Below are 16,004 nucleotides of genomic sequence, written 5' to 3'. Positions count from 1 at the left end.
ACCCTACCAAGATAGTTAGAAAAGAAGCTGGTTATAAACCAGCTTTTCTTTTCTTCTCTTCAATTTTTTCACGGTACATTGCAACTTCGTCTTCAGCACAATAAACATAGTGTCCATTGAGAATTTCACGGAGCTCACGATCTTTCCCATCTGCCGCTGCAGGCTGGTAAACGATCCGTTTACGTGTGCGTTCATAGTCTGGATCTGGTAATGGAATCGCAGAAAGCAAACTTTCTGTATAAGGATGAACGCCGAAATTATAGACATCATCACTTGTGCCCATTTCCAATAATTTCCCACTGTGCATTACGCCAATTCGGTCACTGATATGTTTTACCATCGATAAGTCATGTGCGATAAACAAGTAAGTTAAGCCTTGTTCTTTTTGTAAATCTTGTAATAAGTTTACTACTTGGGCTTGAATCGACACATCCAAAGCCGAAATTGGCTCATCACAGATAATGAAACGTGGATTAACCGCTAAAGCACGAGCAATCCCGATCCGTTGACGTTGCCCACCAGAAAACTCATGAGGATAACGCGTACTGTGACTTGGATTTAATCCCACCGTTTTTAAAAGTTCGTTGACTTTTTCTTCCCGCTCTTTTGGTGTTTTAGCTAATCCATTGACATCGATTCCTTCAGCAATAATATCATTGACTTTCATTCTTGGATTCAATGAAGCATATGGATCTTGGAAGATCATTTGAACATCGCGACGGAATGCTTGCATGTCCGCTTTTGATTTAATTTTGCTAATGTCTTTTCCATCGAAAAGAATTTCACCAGCAGTTGGATCATATAAACGAATGACACTGCGACCAGTTGTTGATTTTCCACTTCCTGATTCGCCAACTAATCCAAAGGTTTCGCCTTCATAAATATGAAAACTAATGTCATCAATGGCTTTTACTTCGTCTTTACGACCAACATTGAAATACTGTTTCAAACCAGTGACTTCTAATAGGACTTTTTTCTCTTCTGCCATTAATTACTACCTCCTGGATTTTTTTGACGCTCTGCATAAATTGCCCAACGACGAACAATCTCTGCTGGAGGCGTAACTTTTGGTGCTTGTGGTGCTAATAACCACGTTGCTGCTTTGTGGGTTGGTGATACTTCAAAATAAGGTGGTTCTTTTTCTGTATCAATTTTTAAAGCAAACTCATTCCGTGGATAGAAGGCATCTCCAGTTGGTGGATCTAATAAATCTGGAGGTGAACCTGGAATCGCATAAAGTTTGTCTTCTGTTCCTTCCATCGTTGGCATTGACCCTAAAAGTCCCCAAGTATATGGATGTTGTGGATTATAGAAAATTTCTTCTGCTGTTCCCACTTCAACCAGACGTCCACCGTACATGACAGCGACACGGTCAGCCACGTTTGCTACTACCCCTAAATCATGGGTAATGAAAATAATCGAAGTGCTAATTTTTTCTTGTAAATCTTTTAATAACTCTAAAATTTGTGCTTGGATGGTTACATCCAACGCTGTAGTTGGTTCATCTGCAATTAGAACTTCGGGATAACAAATTAGAGCAATTGCAATGACAATCCGTTGACGTTGCCCACCAGAAAATTGGTGTGGATAGTTTTTCAAACGTTTTTCAGCATTAGGAATGCCGACTAATTTTAGTAATTCTAATGCTTGCGCTAAGCCTTCTTTTTTTGAGACTTTATTATGTTTGATTAATGATTCCGCCACTTGTTTGCCAATTGGCATCGTTGGGTCTAATGAAGTCATCGGATCTTGGAAAATCATTGCGATTTCTTTACCACGAATGGCTTGCATTTGTTTTTCTGTTTTATGAACAATATCTTGTCCTTTAAACAAAATTTCCCCGTTATCAATATTGGCATTACTGCTCAACAAACGCATAATACTGCGGGTTGTAACAGATTTACCACTCCCTGATTCACCTACGATGGCTAACGTTTCACCTTTATAAAGATCAAAACTCACACCACGAATGGCGTTGACTTTACCTGCAAATGTATCAAAGGAGATTCTTAAGTCTTTAACTTCTAATACTTTTTCCATAGTCATTCACCACTCTTACTCTTTCATCTTAGGATCAAATGCGTCACGTAAACCATCAGCTAACAAGTTGAAACAAATCATGATAACTGAAAGTGTTGCCGCTGGAATCCACATTAAATATGGAAGGAAACGGAAAGTTTTGTATCCTTCGTTTAACAAGGTTCCTAAAGATGCGGTTGGTGGACGTAAGCCTAACCCAATAAAACTTAGGAACGCTTCAAAGAAAATTGCCGATGGGATACTGAACATCATTTGGACAATAATGACACTTGAGATATTCGGTAAAATATGTTTAATAGCAATTTTCCAACGAGATTCGCCCAATGTTTCTGCTGCCATGACAAACTCTTGGTCTTTTAGTTTCATGGTCTGGGCTCGCACAATCCTGGCCATTGATATCCAGTTTGTAATAACCATGGCTAAAACAATCGAAACAATCCCTGGATCAAAGACTGTTAGCATCAAGATCATAACAACTAAGTTAGGAATACCAGAAAGAACTTCTAAAATACGTTGCATCACTGTATCGACACGACCACCGACTAACCCGGAAATCAGTCCATACGTTACCCCAATCGTAATATCTAGAATCGCCGCGATAAACGCAATTAATAAGGAAATACGTGTTCCCATAAATAAACGACTTAGGACATCACGACCTAAACCATCTGTTCCTAGATAAAAGTTTACGTTATCTGGAACGTTTGCTTGTGCATATTTATCAACTAATTGACCAGCAACTGTTGTTTTACCATTTAAACCATTCACGCTTTCCAAGCCAGGAATTCGTGGTGGTAAGTTAATGTAAGAAACATTTTGTTTCGTTGGGTTATGTGGTGAAACCCAAATGGTAATAATAGAGATAAAGATAATAACTGCTAAGAAACTCATTGAGATAACTGCAGCTTTATTCTTTTTCAAACGACGCCATGAGTCTTGTAAGAAACTTAAAGACGGTGTGGCAATACGCTCTCTTTCTTTTAGAGTTGAAGTGTTTAGAGGCTGAAACTCATCTGCCGGAATATCTTTAATCGCTTGTGGTAGATTATTTTTATTGACTGTTTCCATTAGCCTTTTGCACCTCCTGATACGCGAATTCTTGGATCAATTAAACCATAAAGTAAGTCAACAATCAGAATTACAACAACTAACATTGTTGAATACAAAATAGTTACTGCCATAATTGTTGGATAGTCGTTTGTCATAATTGATTTTACAAACTGTTCCCCAATTCCAGGGATGGCAAAAATATTTTCTACTACTAAAGAACCTGTCATTAAACCAACGGCTAAAGGTCCTAATAAGGTAATCAATGGAATTAAACTGTTTCTTAACCCGTGGCGGAATGCAACTTGCCAGCGACTCAAGCCTTTTGCTTTGGCTAATTCGACATAATCACTATGCAAGACCTCTACCATCTCGGTTCGAATAAACCTAGCCGAATCGGCCATTGGACTCATTGCCAAGGCAATAGTTGGCAAGATTGTGTATGCAAAACCATTCCACATAGCAATTGGTAAGATTCTTAATTTCATTGCAAAAATGTATTGTAATAATACCGCGAAAACAAAGTTTGGAATAGAACGACCTAAAATGGCTAACAATGTTGCCAACGTATCTACCCAAGTATTTTGACGCATCGCTGCGATAATCCCCAATAAAATACCGACTAACGTACCAAAGATAATCGCTTGTCCACCCAGTTGAAGGGATGGTCCAATTCGACCAGCTAATAACTTAGCAACAGGTTGGTTTTTAAATTGGAATGAAATACCAAAGTCTCCCGTTACCAGGTTCTTTAAGTAAATTCCGTATTGAACAATCACTGGTTTATCTAAGCCAGATTGTTTATTCAACATAGCGATTGTTTCTGGACTAAGTTTTTCTTGGTTGGTATAAGGCGTACCTGGTAATAATTGCATTAAGAAAAACGTAATCGTTGCGATTAACCACAAAGTGATAATCATGAAAAAGATCCGTTTAAGAAAATATTTTCCAAAACTATTCAATAATGACACCTCCGAGATTTTTTTGACTTCCTCAGTTATTTTCGTTAAAGTAATGACTAGATAGACCACAATAATAGATAGGGTGAACACATGAAAACTTTTAAATGGCCAATTATTACAGCCGTTATTTCCAGTATCGGCATTTTTCTTTACTTATTAATAAGTAAAGAACCTATCACTACCTCCTCATTATCAGATACCTTCTTTATCGTTTCGCTTTTCTTTTTAATTATCGGCATTGCTTTATGGATTATGTCCTCTGGCTTTTTCGATAACTTTCAGCGCTCAATGAAAAACGCGTTTCGTTTTAAAAAGAAAAATGAACCGAAAGAGTTTATCCCGCTTTCAGTCATTGGCGATGCACATCGCTCTTTCTGGCTAAAAACTGGGGGCATCTTACTGATTCTGTCTTTAGGCTTTCTACTATTTTACTTGGTCTAAGACAAGATAGCAAGAGGACCGTTGCCTTTTATTCCATGGCAAAGGTCCTTTTTTGTTTGCTATCGATCTTTTGTCAGGTTATTCTGAAATGTATGCCCATTTGTAGTCATACGTTGCGCCAGCAGGATGAACTGCGACATCTTTGACTTTTTCAGCACGTAAATGCGCTTCTGATTTTTGGAATAATGGTACCACACCCATGTCTCCCATAATCGTTTTCTCTGCATTTAACATATCATCCCAACGTTTTTCAGGATCTGTCGCATCTGCACTACTTGCAGCTTTCACTAACTTGTCAAACTCTGGATTGTTATAACGTCCACGGTTATATGAGTTATCTGAAGCAAATAAGTCTAAGAAACTACTTGGATCAGCATAGTCAGCACTCCAACCACCGATTACTGCATCAAAGTCGCCTTTGTTTGAACGATCTAAACGAACGGAGAATGGAACCGGACTAACCGTTACCTTCACACCATCTAAAGCATCTTGAATTGACCCTTGAACAAATTCAACTGTTTTCTTAGAAGAATCTGCATCTGAAGAAAGAATATCCATTGTTAAGGTTGAAATCCCCAATTCTTTTTTCGCTTTTTCCCAGTATTCTTTAGCTTTTTTCGTATCATATTCAATTTGACTACCTGCTTCTTTAGCAAAGTCTTTGCCGCCACTTGGGTCTTTTGCCATATCTGCTGGTACTAAACCGTTTGGCTCGATAGAACCATCCCCTAAGATTGATTCAACTAACGCTTTACGGTCGATTGAGTAAGAAATTGCTTTACGTAAGTTCGCATTTCTAAATGGTGATTTTTCATCACGTTGATTTAGTTCCATATATTGTGTTGATGCTTCTTTTTGACTAACAAAAGCTGGGTCATTGGCCATTTGTTGGGCTAATTCACCAGAAAGAACGACATCGTCTGTTTGTCCGTCTTGGAACAAGTTCAACGCGGTTGGTGATTCTTTCACGACATTCACATCTACTGAGTCCAGTTTCACTGTGTCTTTATCCCAATATTGATCGTTTTTCTTGAATGACCATTTTGTATCTGTACCAGGACCATCAAAGCCGTCTAAGACGAATGGACCATTGTAGACAGCACTTTCGCTGTTTGATGCATAATTTTTACCATATTTTTCCACAATATCTTGACGTTGTGGGAAGAACGATGGGAAAGCTAATAAGTAATCAAAGTATGGTGTTGCTTTTTCTAAAGTGATTTCTAATTCTGTATCACTGACTGCTTTAATTCCTAATTCTGATTTATCTTTTTCCCCTTTAGCAATGGCATCACCATTTTTTACAGAGGCATACAGATAAGCATATTCAGAAGCTGTCGCTGGATCAACTGTTCGTTGCCATCCGTAAACATAGTCATTCGCAGTCACTGGTTTACCGTCTGACCATTTTGCATCTTTGTTTAATTTAATTTTGTATGTTAGTCCATCTTCAGAAACTTCTGCTTTTTCCGCTGCACCTGCAGGTTGGACTTTGTTATCTTTGTCTAAACGATAAATTCCTTCATATACATTATTTAATGCAATAAAACTAATTCTGTCTGTTGCTAGTGATAAATCAGCTGTTGGCATTTCTTGTTGTTCTGTGACACGTAAAACTTGTTCGCCACTTGCCTTACCGCCACCAGATGCGCTTGAGCTATCTGACGTTCCGCCGCCTCCACAAGCCGCTAAAGTTGTTACGCTAAATAATGTAATCACACCGAATGTTAATGACTTTTTCAATTTCATAGTGTTGCCTCCTAAAATAATACAATCTGTATTTTCTGAAAAATCAGAATTTAATAATTATTTATTGCTATGGAATATATCTTACATTTTTCATATTAAAATTGCAAGTCAAAATGTTAACTTTTTTTAATTTTTCTTCTCTTCCTATCAGAAACCCCTCTTTTTCTTCCTGTCTTTTATTGCAATTCTTTTGTCAGTTTTCTAAACATTATGGTAAATTAGGAAGTAAAGGAGTGACAAAATATGAAAAATTCTACGTTTTTAAAGGATTTGTTTGCTATTGATAAAGCAAATGACGAATTATTTCGGTTAGTTGGTGTCGCAATTTGTATGGCAATTCCATTATTAATTGGTTATTTTTCCAATAATTTACTCATTGGGACCTTTGGCTCGATGGGCATTTATACGTTTATTTATTATCAGCCGCTTCCTTTGCCCCAATTATTGCGCAGACTGAATATTGTTGGCTTTTTTATTGTTCTGGGCAACAGCTTAGGAATGCTAAGTCACCATGTACCTTGGTTGATTCCCATTACAATTGCCATCGTCGCTTTTCTTGCACGCTTACTTTTTAGATTGTATGGCATTGAGAAGCCTGGTGCTTTGTTAGTTATCATGTCAACCGCAATGGGAACAAGCAACAATTTTCCTTTACATAAGATTCCCATCATGGCCAGTTTTGTTCTTTTAGGAGTAGTGACCGGCATTATCATGGGCATTGTGCTTCATTTCATCGACAAGCGCCCCTACGTTTTTCAAAAACGGATGTCTCTTCAAGAACGACTTTATATCGATCCCGCTTCTTTATTAGATGCTTTGCATTATGCGGCCATTTTATTTTTAGCGGCTTATTTAAGTCAATCGCTTCATTTAATCAACGCCTATTGGATGACGTTTACTTGCGCAGCCATTTTACAAGGGGAAAATTTACATTCTGTGATGCAGCGAAATGTTCAACGGATTCTAGGTACGAGTCTTGGTTTGTTGCTTTCTGCAATTTTATTAATGATTCCCTTTACACCTTTACAAACAATCGGTATCATTAGTATTCTGTATGCAGCTTTTGAAGGATTCATTAACAGAAACTATGCGATTGCCAGCTTTTTTATTACCCCGATGTCCTTATTATTATCAAATCTTGCACGACAGCAAGTCATTAGTAATCTTTTAAACTATCGATTAGTCGGGATTGTGTTAGGTAGTTTACTTGGTTTTGCCGGCGCTTATGTTTTCACAACTGCGCTACGTTTCTATAATCGGGCCTACTCAATTGATGAAACCTTTGAAAATCAACAAGAAGAAAGAGGCGTTTTATGAAAATAACTTATCCCTTGCCACCAAATTTGCCAGAACAACTTCCTCTATTAACGAACTGTCAATTAGAAGATGAGGCAATCTTAGAAAATCATTTGTATCAGCAGATTGATTTACCGAATCAAGAAGTTCGTAACTTAGTCTTTCGGGATGCTGTTTTCGATCATCTTTCATTAGCAAATGGCCAGTTTGCTTCTTTTGATTGTAGTAATGTGCGTTTTGAAGCTTGCGATTTTTCTAACGTCGAATGGCTGTCTGGCAGTTTTCATCGAGTGACTTTCCTTCGTTGCAATTTGACAGGAACGAATTTTGCAGATAGCTATTTAAAAGATTGTCTATTTGAGGATTGCAAAGCCGATTATGCTTCTTTTCGTTTTGCAAATTTTAATCTTGTTCACTTTAATCAGACACGTTTAGTCGAAAGTGAATTTTTCGAGGTCACCTGGAAGAAACTCCTGCTAGAAGCTTGCGATTTAACCGAAAGTAATTGGCTAAATACTTCTTTAAAAGGATTGGATTTTTCCCAAAACACCTTTGAACGCTTGACTTTCTCACCAAACTATTTATCAGGTCTTAAAGTCACCCCTGAACAAGCCATTTATTTGGCAAGTGCCCTTGGTTTGGTGATTACCTAAGAAAATTTTAAAAAAATAGCCGAATAACTGGTTCTGTCGGTTCTTTCTTATTAAATTGTTATTAATTTTTTGGAAAAACCAACGGAACCATTTTACTTGTGCCTTATTTTTAGGTAAACTATCTTAGGTTAAGCAATCTCTTTTTTTGGAACAAGAGAAACTTTTGGAATCATTTCCTATAAATCATGAAGAGATTATGACAAACGTTCTTCTAATCCAAGAACGTCTTTTGTCCTATACTCGATTCTACTCAAAAGGAATGTCAGTGAATGAATATAAAAAAACAAGGCCTCGGTCAAGCTACGGGAAAAATTATTTTAATGGGGGAACACGCCGTTGTTTACGGCGAACCAGCAATCGCCTTTCCTTTTCAAGCGACAGAAATCACAGCCGTCTATACCCCAGCAAAAACTATGCAGATTGATTGTGCATATTTTACAGGATTGCTTGAAGACGTGCCCCAAGAGCTAGCAAATATCAAGGAAGTTGTTCAGCAAACCTTACATTTTTTAAAGGAAGATACGTTTAAAGGCACTTTGACCTTAACAAGTACGATTCCCGCTGAACGAGGAATGGGCTCAAGCGCAGCAACCGCTGTGGCCATCGTTCGAAGCCTTTTTGATTATTTTGATTACGCTTATACATATCAAGAATTGTTTGAGCTTGTTTCCTTAAGTGAGAAAATTGCTCATGGCAATCCTAGTGGTATCGATGCCGCAGCAACAAGCGGCGCTGATCCCTTATTTTTTACTAGAGGATTTCCGCCCACACATTTCTCGATGAATTTATCTAATGCCTACTTAGTAGTAGCTGATACGGGAATTAAAGGTCAAACACGTGAAGCAGTGAAAGACATTGCGCAGCTAGCTCAAAATAATCCCACAGCAATCGCTGAAACAATGAAACAATTAGGTTCTTTTACTAAAGAAGCGAAGCAGGCAATTTTACAAGATGATAAACAAAAATTAGGTCAGCTAATGACATTAGCGCAAGAGCAACTCCAGCAATTAACCGTCAGCAACGATATGCTGGATCGACTAGTGGCTCTCTCTCTAGAACATGGCGCTCTAGGAGCAAAATTAACCGGCGGCGGTCGCGGTGGCTGTATGATTGCCTTAACAGATAATAAAAAGACCGCACAAACCATTGCACAGACTTTAGAAGAAAATGGAGCTGTTGCTACATGGATTCAATCATTAGAGGTGAAAAAGTAATGCTTTCAGGAAAAGCACGAGCGCATACAAATATTGCTCTGATTAAATATTGGGGAAAAGCCAATGAAGAATACATTTTACCAATGAATAGTAGTTTATCATTAACATTAGATGCCTTTTACACAGAAACAACTGTGACATTTGATGCCCATTATTCAGAAGATGTATTTATTTTAGATGGTATCTTGCAAAACGAAAAACAAACAAAAAAAGTCAAAGAATTTTTGAACCTTGTTCGTCAACAAGCCGATTGTACTTGGTTTGCAAAAGTGGAAAGTCAAAATTTTGTGCCTACTGCAGCTGGTTTGGCTTCTTCAGCGAGTGGTCTAGCTGCTTTAGCTGGGGCCTGTAACGTAGCCTTAGGATTAAATCTTTCAGCAAAAGACTTATCACGTTTAGCGCGACGTGGTTCAGGTTCTGCTTGTCGCAGCATTTTTGGTGGTTTTGCTCAATGGAACAAAGGCCACTCTGATGAAACGTCGTTTGCTGAAAATATTCCAGCCAATAATTGGGAAAACGAATTGGCCATGCTCTTTATCTTAATTAATGATGGCGAAAAAGATGTTTCCAGCCGTGATGGAATGAAACGAACAGTAGAAACTTCTAGCTTTTATCAAGGTTGGTTGGACAATGTGGAAAAAGATTTATCCCAAGTTCATGAAGCAATTAAAACAAAAGACTTCCCTCGTTTAGGAGAAATCATTGAAGCCAATGGGTTAAGGATGCATGGAACAACCTTAGGCGCTGTCCCTCCATTTACTTACTGGTCCCCAGGCAGTTTACAAGCGATGGCTTTAGTTCGCCAAGCACGGGCCAAAGGAATTCCTTGTTACTTTACAATGGATGCAGGTCCGAATGTCAAGGTCTTAGTCGAAAAGAAAAACTTAGAAGCATTAAAAACATTTTTAAGTGAACATTTTTCAAAAGAGCAGTTAGTCCCAGCTTTTGCTGGTCCCGGAATTGAATTGTTTGAAACGAAAGGAATGGATAAATAAGCATGATTGAAGTTACTACGCCAGGAAAGTTATTTATTGCAGGAGAATATGCCGTTGTTGAACCTGGCCACCCTGCCATTATCGTTGCTGTGGATCAATTCGTAACTGTAACTGTCGAAGAAACAACAGATGAAGGCAGTATTCAATCTGCACAATACAGCTCGTTACCTATTCGTTGGACACGCCGAAATGGTGAGCTCGTATTAGATATTCGCGAAAATCCCTTTCATTATGTTCTAGCGGCGATTCATCTAACTGAAAAATATGCGCAAGAGCAAAACAAAGAATTGTCATTTTATCATTTAAAAGTGACGAGTGAATTAGATAGTTCAAATGGACGAAAATATGGTCTTGGTTCAAGCGGTGCAGTAACCGTTGGAACTGTCAAAGCCTTGAATATTTTTTATGACTTAGGTTTGGAAAATGAGGAAATTTTCAAATTATCAGCATTAGCTCACTTAGCCGTTCAAGGAAATGGTTCTTGCGGAGATATCGCCGCCAGCTGTTACGGGGGCTGGATTGCCTTTTCAACCTTCGATCATGATTGGGTCAATCAAAAAGTAGCCACTGAAACATTAACTGATTTGTTAGCAATGGACTGGCCTGAATTAATGATTTTTCCGTTAAAAGTACCGAAACAACTACGTTTACTAATTGGTTGGACAGGTAGTCCTGCGTCCACTTCAGACTTAGTTGATCGAGTTCATCAATCAAAAGAAGAAAAACAAGCGGCTTATGAGCAGTTCTTAATGAAAAGTCGGCTTTGTGTCGAAACAATGATTAATGGCTTTAACACAGGAAAAATTTCTGTTATTCAAAAACAAATTACTAAAAATCGCCAATTGCTCGCCGAATTATCTTCACTGACTGGTGTGGTAATCGAAACAGAAGCCTTGAAAAATCTTTGTGATTTGGCTGAATCTTATACAGGAGCTGCGAAATCTTCTGGCGCTGGCGGGGGCGATTGTGGGATTGTAATTTTCCGCCAAAAATCTGGGATTTTACCATTAATGACTGCTTGGGAAAAAGACGGAATTACCCCACTGCCACTTCACGTCTATACCTATGGTCAAAAGGAGTGTAAGGAGAAGCATGAATCGAAAAGATGAACATCTATCATTAGCTAAAGCGTTCCACAAAGAAAAAAGTAATGACTTTGACCGTGTGCGTTTTGTTCACCAATCGTTTGCTGAATCCGCTGTTAACGAAGTGGATATTTCCACTTCGTTTCTTTCTTTTCAGCTTCCCCAACCTTTTTATGTCAATGCAATGACAGGTGGTAGTCAGCGTGCAAAAGAAATTAATCAGCAATTAGGCATTATTGCCAAAGAAACTGGGCTTTTAGTTGCGACAGGATCTGTCTCGGCAGCGTTAAAAGATGCTAGTTTAGCGGATACGTATCAAATTATGCGAAAAGAAAACCCAGATGGACTCATTTTTGCCAATATTGGTGCAGGTTTGGGTGTGGAAGAAGCAAAGCGAGCGCTTGATTTATTTCAAGCGAATGCCTTACAAATCCATGTAAATGTGCCCCAAGAATTGGTCATGCCTGAAGGAGATCGTGATTTCACTAATTGGCTAACCAAGATTGAAGCTATCGTACAGGCCGTAGAAGTGCCTGTCATTGTCAAAGAGGTTGGCTTTGGCATGAGCCAAGAAACCTTAGAAAAACTCACCTCTATCGGCGTTCAAGCAGTGGATGTGAGCGGCCAAGGCGGAACGAGTTTTACACAAATTGAAAATGCCCGGCGTAAGAAACGAGAACTTTCTTTCTTAGATGATTGGGGTCAATCAACGGTCATCTCTCTTCTGGAATCACAAAATTGGCAAAAGAAGCTAACTATTCTTGGCTCTGGCGGTGTGCGTAACTCTCTTGATATTGTCAAAGGACTCGCTTTAGGTGCCAAAAGCATGGGAGTTGCTGGGACTATCTTAGCTTCCCTTATGAGTAAAAATGGTTTAGAAAATACCTTAGCCCTTGTACAGCAATGGCAAGAAGAAGTGAAAATGCTTTATACTCTTTTAGGAAAAAAGACGACAGAAGAATTGACGAGTACCGCACTTATCCTCGATCCAGTTTTAGTTAATTGGTGTCATAACCGTGGTATCGACAGCACTGTTTTCGCAAAACGTTAAAGAGACCAGAACATTAATGTTCTGGTCTCTTTATTTGAGTTCTTTTATCCTACATAAGCATCTAAGATAATTTGTTTTAGTTCACTAATTAATGGTTCTTTCGGATTTGCAGTTGTACATTGGTCTTCATATGCAAGTTCTGCCATACGATCAACTGTTGTGTCTAATGTTTCTTGTGAGACACCTTGGGCTTTCAAGTTCATGTCAATTCCGACTGATTTACCTAAGTCTGCTACTGCTGTTGCTAAAGCTTCTACTAATTCTGCGGTAGTATTTCCTTTTAAGCCTAAGAATTTTGCAATGTCTGCATAATCAGTATCGGCGCGGAAGTAATCATATTTGGGGAACATTGCGTGTTTTGATGGATCTTTCGCATTGTAACGAATAATATGTGGTAATAAAATCGCATTTGTACGACCATGTGGAATGCCATATTCCCCACCAATTTTATGAGCAATAGAGTGACAAATACCTAAGAATGCATTGGCAAATGCCATCCCTGCCATGGTTGATGCATTATGCATTTTTTCGCGAGATTCCATATCTGGACGTTTCACTGAATTTTCTAAATGATCGAAAACTAACTTGATTGCTTGTAAACTTAAACCACGTGTGTAATCTGAAGCCATCACGGAAACATAAGATTCAATAGCATGTGTTAAAACATCCATACCTGTATCTGCAGTGACTGAAGCTGGCACAGACATTACGAACTGTGGATCAACAATCGCTACATCTGGTGTTAACGCATAGTCTGCTAACGGATATTTCACGTGTGTTTCACTATCAGTAATAACGGCAAATGGTGTAACTTCTGAACCAGTTCCTGAAGTAGTTGGGATACAAACAAATTGTGTTTTTTCTGGTTTGGCAATTTTATATGTCCGTTTGCGGATATCTAAGAATTTTTGTTTTGCACCAAAGAACTCTGTATCTGGGTGTTCATAGAACATCCACATTCCTTTCGCCGCATCCATTGCAGAACCGCCACCCAAGGCAATCACTGTATCTGGTTGGAAATCAACCATCATTTTGGTACCTGCATAAACAGTATTTGTTGATGGGTTTGGTTCAACATCAGAAAATACTTCGATTTTCACATCATTTTTACGTTTTTGTAGCTCTTTACGTACGATATCTGCATAGCCAAATTGAACCATACCTGGGTCACAAACTAACATGACACGTTCAACATTTTCCATTTTTTGTAGATATTGTAAAGAATTTTTTTCAAAGAAAATTTTTGGAGGTAATTTAAACCATTGCATATTATTTCTCCGTTTCGCTACCGTTTTAATATTAATTAAGTTAATGGCTGATACGTTTTTAGAAACAGAGTTTTTCCCGTATGAACCACAACCAAGTGTTAAGGATGGAATCATTTCGTTATAAATGTTACCGATACCGCCTTCTGCTGATGGAGTATTCACTAAAATACGACAAGCTTTCATACGTAAACCAAAAGCAACTTGTAACTCTTCATCTTCTGTATGAATTACTGCTGTATGTCCTAAACCACCTAAGTTTAACATCGCTTCACATAGTTCAAAAGCATGCTCTGCATTGTTTGATTTCATCATTGCTAAAACTGGCGATAATTTTTCTCTTGATAATGGATATTCTGGACCTGCACCTTCTAATTCAGCGACTAAAATTTTTGTGCCTTTTGGTACACTAATTCCTGCTAATTCAGCAATTTTTTCTGCAGAGTTACCGACAATCGCTGGATTTACTGCGTATTTGCCTTCATTCATCACTGCATCTTCTAGTTTTTGTAATTCATTCGGTTTCACGAAGTAAACATTGTGTGCTTCAAACTCAGCTTTGACAGAAGCATAAATTTCTTTATCCACAATGACCGCTTGCTCAGAAGCACAAATCATTCCATTATCAAATGATTTTGAAACAATTAAATCATTAACCGCACGTTTTACTTTAGCTGTTTTTTCAATATAAGCTGGTACGTTCCCAGGACCAACGCCTAGTGCTGGTTTACCTGTTGAGTACGCAGATTTTACCATGCCTGCGCCACCAGTTGCTAAAACAATGGCAATCCCTGGATGATTCATCAAAGCAGATGTTGCATCAATCGATGGTTGTTCAATCCATTGAATACAATTTTCTGGTGCACCTGCTGCAATCGCCGCATCCCGTACAATACGTGCCGCTTCTGCCGAACATTTTTGTGCGCTAGGATGGAAAGCAAAAACAATTGGATTTCTTGTTTTTAAGGCAATTAGTGATTTAAAAATAGTTGTTGACGTTGGGTTCGTTGTTGGTGTGACCCCACATACCACGCCAACTGGCTCAGCAATTTCCATTAAGCCGGTTTGTTCGTCTTTGTTAATTACACCCACTGTTTTATCATGTTTAATATTATTCCAAATGTATTCAGATGCATACATATTTTTGATTGCTTTATCTTCATAGATTCCACGGCCAGTTTCTTCGACAGCCATTTTTGCTAAAGGCATATGTTGGTCTAACGCCGCCATCGCCATTTGATGGACAATGTGATCTACTTGTTCTTGTGTAAAATCTTCCATTGCTTTTAAAGCGACATTCGCTTTTGTTGCTAATTCATCAATCATTGATGAAACATCAACTGTTTCTGTCTTTTCTTTTTTTACTGTTTTAACCATGTTCATCCTCCTAAGAGTTTCATTTTAAAAAAACTTTGTTAACTATTTCACATTCACATCATACAACATAAAACGAATCTTGTAAATAGTTTTTGTGATATTTTTCACAACTATTTATAATTTTTTTTATCTCAAAAAAAAGACCTATTCTTTTTTCTAGAATAAGTCTTCAATATCATGCCAGTCCCTTAAAGGATTTTTTGATGTCTGTGCCAATAATTGTTGATAGTCAAAAAATTCATTCGGCTTAACCTTATGAATGTCTTTGCGACAGTCTTTGACAGATAAATGGGTTTGTTTTTTCCAACGATAGGTGAGTAAATAAGTCAATAAATCTTCTTCGTTGATGGAAGAATAACCTAGTTCACGAAAATTTTGGCACTTCTTTTTAATACTTTTATTGAGCATTTTTTGTTGTAACCAACTTAATTTTTCCTTTGTCATGGGCTCTTCTCCTTCCAACCAAGCGAAAGATTGCTCACTTTTTAACTATCTTCCAACACTATAAAAAGGAACCTTTTTTGTAAACTTAATAGTTAAAAAGGACTTAGGACAAGGTCGGGACAGAAGTGTTTAACTCCGAGAAATAAGAAGAAATTTCCGAAAATTGTTCTTTAATTTTGGGAGAATTTTGGCTTATTTCCGAAGGAGTTGCTTCTGTTCCCGCCGTTTATCAATTTTTAAGCCTGGGACAAAAATCCAAAGTGATTTTTGTCCCAGGCTCCTTCCTAGTCCTACATTTTAAGATAAACGAAACGAGCGGAATAGGAATTATCTCTTCTTATTGGCTTTCTCGTGTGACTACTGGTCACAGTTTCGCCTTTGAAAA

The 16,004-nt window shown here is 38.1% G+C and carries 14 protein-coding genes; 7 read left to right on the top strand and 7 right to left on the bottom strand.

The annotated features are described in order from the left end of the window. Window positions 1-31: 31 nt before the first annotated feature. From opp1F to opp1B, 4 genes are read right to left on the bottom strand one after another with little or no spacing between them, the layout of a single operon-like run. Window positions 32-988: an oligopeptide ABC transporter ATP-binding protein Opp1F gene (gene opp1F, locus IGK72_RS03675; protein WP_002355795.1), complete on the bottom strand. Its 957-nt coding sequence runs from the start codon at window positions 986-988 to the stop codon at window positions 32-34. Further along, window positions 988-2,046: an oligopeptide ABC transporter ATP-binding protein Opp1D gene (opp1D, locus tag IGK72_RS03670; protein ID WP_002355794.1), complete on the bottom strand. Its 1,059-nt coding sequence runs from the start codon at window positions 2,044-2,046 to the stop codon at window positions 988-990. The genes opp1F and opp1D overlap by 1 nt, the downstream gene beginning before the upstream one ends. Window positions 2,047-2,055: 9 nt before the next feature. Beyond that, window positions 2,056-3,108, bottom strand: coding sequence for an oligopeptide ABC transporter permease Opp1C (gene opp1C / locus IGK72_RS03665; protein ID WP_002355787.1), 1,053 nt, complete (start codon window positions 3,106-3,108; stop codon window positions 2,056-2,058). Further along, a complete protein-coding gene (opp1B, locus tag IGK72_RS03660; protein WP_002381304.1) occupies window positions 3,108-4,049 on the bottom strand; it encodes an oligopeptide ABC transporter permease Opp1B in 942 nt (313 codons plus the stop codon). The genes opp1C and opp1B overlap by 1 nt, the downstream gene beginning before the upstream one ends. A gap of 90 nt (window positions 4,050-4,139) precedes the next feature. On the opposite strand from opp1B, the gene IGK72_RS03655 reads away from it, so the two are divergent. Then, a complete protein-coding gene (locus tag IGK72_RS03655; protein ID WP_002355784.1) occupies window positions 4,140-4,490 on the top strand; it encodes a DUF3899 domain-containing protein in 351 nt (116 codons plus the stop codon). A 78-nt stretch (window positions 4,491-4,568) separates the two neighbouring features. On the opposite strand, the gene opp1A is transcribed toward IGK72_RS03655, so the two are convergent. After that, window positions 4,569-6,239 (bottom strand): oligopeptide ABC transporter substrate-binding protein Opp1A, encoded by a 1,671-nt coding sequence (gene opp1A, locus IGK72_RS03650; RefSeq protein ID WP_002402970.1) that lies wholly within the window; start codon window positions 6,237-6,239, stop codon window positions 4,569-4,571. 243 nt (window positions 6,240-6,482) lie between these two features. On the opposite strand from opp1A, the gene IGK72_RS03645 reads away from it, so the two are divergent. The 6 genes from IGK72_RS03645 to fni all read left to right on the top strand — a co-directional run bounded on the left by IGK72_RS03645 (window position 6,483) and on the right by fni (window position 12,533). Next, the gene (locus IGK72_RS03645) at window positions 6,483-7,556 is read left to right on the top strand and encodes an FUSC family protein (RefSeq protein ID WP_002370726.1); all 1,074 of its coding nucleotides are present in this window, start codon (window positions 6,483-6,485) and stop codon (window positions 7,554-7,556) included. Continuing rightward, window positions 7,553-8,188, top strand: a complete 636-nt coding sequence (locus IGK72_RS03640) for a pentapeptide repeat-containing protein (RefSeq protein WP_002355781.1) — start codon at window positions 7,553-7,555, stop codon at window positions 8,186-8,188. The genes IGK72_RS03645 and IGK72_RS03640 overlap by 4 nt, the downstream gene beginning before the upstream one ends. A gap of 269 nt (window positions 8,189-8,457) precedes the next feature. After that, complete coding sequence (gene mvk, locus IGK72_RS03635; protein WP_002370727.1) at window positions 8,458-9,402, top strand: mevalonate kinase; 945 nt, start codon at window positions 8,458-8,460, stop codon at window positions 9,400-9,402. Next, entirely contained in the window at window positions 9,402-10,397 is a 996-nt protein-coding gene (gene mvaD / locus IGK72_RS03630; protein ID WP_002355778.1) for a diphosphomevalonate decarboxylase, read from the top strand. The genes mvk and mvaD overlap by 1 nt, the downstream gene beginning before the upstream one ends. Window positions 10,398-10,399: 2 nt before the next feature. After that, window positions 10,400-11,506 carry a phosphomevalonate kinase gene (locus IGK72_RS03625; RefSeq protein WP_002355777.1) on the top strand — a complete coding sequence of 369 codons (1,107 nt, stop codon included), beginning with the start codon at window positions 10,400-10,402 and terminating at the stop codon, window positions 11,504-11,506. Beyond that, complete coding sequence (fni, locus tag IGK72_RS03620) at window positions 11,490-12,533, top strand: type 2 isopentenyl-diphosphate Delta-isomerase (RefSeq protein ID WP_002403711.1); 1,044 nt, start codon at window positions 11,490-11,492, stop codon at window positions 12,531-12,533. Before IGK72_RS03625 ends, fni begins: the two co-directional genes overlap by 17 nt. Before the next feature lie 44 nt (window positions 12,534-12,577). On the opposite strand, the gene adhE is transcribed toward fni, so the two are convergent. Both adhE and IGK72_RS03610 read right to left on the bottom strand, forming a co-directional pair. Continuing rightward, complete coding sequence (gene adhE, locus IGK72_RS03615) at window positions 12,578-15,175, bottom strand: bifunctional acetaldehyde-CoA/alcohol dehydrogenase (protein ID WP_002388933.1); 2,598 nt, start codon at window positions 15,173-15,175, stop codon at window positions 12,578-12,580. A 156-nt stretch (window positions 15,176-15,331) separates the two neighbouring features. Continuing rightward, the gene (locus tag IGK72_RS03610) at window positions 15,332-15,637 is read right to left on the bottom strand and encodes a post-transcriptional regulator (RefSeq protein WP_002387014.1); all 306 of its coding nucleotides are present in this window, start codon (window positions 15,635-15,637) and stop codon (window positions 15,332-15,334) included. Window positions 15,638-16,004: the final 367 nt, after the last annotated feature.

The organism is Enterococcus sp. DIV0183 (assembly GCF_050541505.1).
GTDB classification, from domain to species: Bacteria; Bacillota; Bacilli; order Lactobacillales; family Enterococcaceae; genus Enterococcus; species Enterococcus faecalis.
This window is presented reverse-complemented; position numbering and strand designations above follow the sequence as displayed.

Coding starts and splice junctions, on each gene's coding strand:
- opp1F (WP_002355795.1), bottom strand. CDS start 988: ATGGCAGAAGAGAAAAAAGTCCTATTAGAAGTCACTGGTTTGAAACAG.
- opp1D (WP_002355794.1), bottom strand. CDS start 2,046: ATGACTATGGAAAAAGTATTAGAAGTTAAAGACTTAAGAATCTCCTTT.
- opp1C (WP_002355787.1), bottom strand. CDS start 3,108: ATGGAAACAGTCAATAAAAATAATCTACCACAAGCGATTAAAGATATT.
- IGK72_RS03655 (WP_002355784.1), top strand. CDS start 4,140: ATGAAAACTTTTAAATGGCCAATTATTACAGCCGTTATTTCCAGTATC.
- opp1A (WP_002402970.1), bottom strand. CDS start 6,239: ATGAAATTGAAAAAGTCATTAACATTCGGTGTGATTACATTATTTAGC.
- IGK72_RS03645 (WP_002370726.1), top strand. CDS start 6,483: ATGAAAAATTCTACGTTTTTAAAGGATTTGTTTGCTATTGATAAAGCA.
- IGK72_RS03640 (WP_002355781.1), top strand. CDS start 7,553: ATGAAAATAACTTATCCCTTGCCACCAAATTTGCCAGAACAACTTCCT.
- mvk (WP_002370727.1), top strand. CDS start 8,458: ATGAATATAAAAAAACAAGGCCTCGGTCAAGCTACGGGAAAAATTATT.
- mvaD (WP_002355778.1), top strand. CDS start 9,402: ATGCTTTCAGGAAAAGCACGAGCGCATACAAATATTGCTCTGATTAAA.
- IGK72_RS03625 (WP_002355777.1), top strand. CDS start 10,400: ATGATTGAAGTTACTACGCCAGGAAAGTTATTTATTGCAGGAGAATAT.
- fni (WP_002403711.1), top strand. CDS start 11,490: ATGAATCGAAAAGATGAACATCTATCATTAGCTAAAGCGTTCCACAAA.
- adhE (WP_002388933.1), bottom strand. CDS start 15,175: ATGGTTAAAACAGTAAAAAAAGAAAAGACAGAAACAGTTGATGTTTCA.